Annotated in this window: 3 protein-coding genes; all 3 read right to left on the bottom strand. The window is 57.9% G+C overall.

What is annotated here, in order from left to right:
• Positions 1 to 384: ABC transporter permease subunit (locus tag BKD70_RS22835; protein ID WP_139145804.1), on the bottom strand; the 384-nt coding region annotated here is incomplete at its 3' end.
• Positions 365 to 1030: an amino acid ABC transporter permease gene (locus BKD70_RS22840; protein WP_003187615.1), complete on the bottom strand. Its 666-nt coding sequence runs from the start codon at positions 1028 to 1030 to the stop codon at positions 365 to 367. The genes BKD70_RS22840 and BKD70_RS22835, both read right to left, overlap by 20 nt.
• Positions 1031 to 1393: 363 nt before the next feature.
• Positions 1394 to 1686: MetQ/NlpA family ABC transporter substrate-binding protein (locus BKD70_RS22845; protein WP_256543226.1), on the bottom strand; the 293-nt coding region annotated here is incomplete at its 5' end.

The raw sequence follows: 1686 nt of genomic DNA on the forward strand, positions 1-1686 counted from the left end.
GCCAATCGACAAGCCCGCTTCGCGCTGGCCACGGGGCAGCGAATGCAACGCGCCACGCACCACTTCGCCCACCTCGCTGGCGCCCCACAACGACAGCACCAGCACCGCGCACCAGAAACTGGGGATGCTCAGGCCGAAGAAGATCGGCACGCCAAAAAACAGCAGGTACAACCACACCAGTACCGGAATGGCGCGGAACAGTTCCAGGTAGACCCGCAGCACGCCGTTGATCGCTTTGTTATTCAAAGTGCGCAGCACGCCGTAGAGCACGCCGCCAACCGTACTGAAGGCGATGCTCAAAAACGAAATCGACAGGGTTTGCGCAGCGCCCTTGCCCAGTTGCGGCAACGACACCCACAGCAACTCAAGACCCGAACTGGCCATGTTGGAGCCTCCTTTCCAGGCGGCTGAGCAACAGCGACAACGGCAAGAACAACAGCACGCAAATCAGCGTCAGCACAGCGAGCATTTCGTAGGTCTTGTAGTAGAGGGCGATGTAGCTCTTGGTGGTGTAGAGAATTTCCGGCACCGCCACGGCGGAAACCACCGTGGTTTCCTTGAGCAGAAAGATGAAATTGGCGAACAGCGCCGGCAGGCTGAGGATGCCGGCCTGGGGCAGGATCACATGGCGCAACAGCTGCCAATCGGACAGGCCAATGGACTTGCCCGACTCGATTTGCGCCAGCGGCACCGCTTCCACACCAGCGCGCAGCACCTCGGTGAGATAGGCGCCGCCCAGAAAGGTCATGGTGATGATCGCCGCCCAGAACCCGGAAATATTGAAACCCAGGGCCGGCAGCGCGAAGTAGACGAAGAACAGTTGGATCAACAGCGGCGTGTTACGCGCCAGCTCCACATAGAGCGCCACCAGGCGCGACAGGTAAGGCGTGCGAAACACCAGCAGCGCAGCGTTGATCAGCGCCACCAGCAAGGACGTGGCAATGGCGATCAGGCCGACTTGCAGCGTCACACCCACAGCCTTGAGAAACGCCGGGAGGGTGCTGAGGATAAAAGCGAAATCGAAGGTCATGTGCAGTCCATATCGCCGCATGGGTAATGCCGCGAGCGCAGTCCGTGCTGACGTGGATAACGTCAGCTAGCGCGAACTTTAAAAGTATAAAAATCAAAATTTAAATACCAAAATAGCATATTGGTATCACCCAAAAACCTAACCCCTGCGGGAGCTGTCGATCATTCCCACGCTCTGCGTGGGAATGCAGCCCAGGACGCTCTGCGTCCGCTCTAAAGTCGTGACGCAGAGCGTCACAGGAGACGTTCCCACGCGGAGCGTGGGAACGAGCAATCGCACAGTTTTGACTGTATTTCAGATAAAAAAACGCCGACGCTGTAGTAGCCGTCGGCGTTGAAACCTTGAAGGGGGTTTTGGCTTACATCAGAACGCTGGCACCACCGCGCCGTTGTACTTCTTCTCGATGAAAGCTTTGACTTCCGGGCTGGTCAGGGCCTTGGCCAACTTCTGGATAGCATCGCTGTCCTTGTTGTCCGGGCGGGCCACCAGGAAGTTTACGTAAGGTGATTTGGCGTCTTCGATGATCAACGCGTCCTTGGCCGGGTTCAGGCCAGCTTCCAGGGCGTAGTTGGTGTTGATCAGGTCGAGGTCAACCTGGTCCAGCACCCGTGGCAGCAGGGCCGATTCCAGCTCTTTGAACTTCAGGTTCTTCGGGT

This window comes from Pseudomonas sp. BS-2016 (genome assembly GCF_001806145.1).
In the GTDB taxonomy this organism is placed as follows: Bacteria; Pseudomonadota; Gammaproteobacteria; order Pseudomonadales; family Pseudomonadaceae; genus Aquipseudomonas; species Aquipseudomonas lundensis.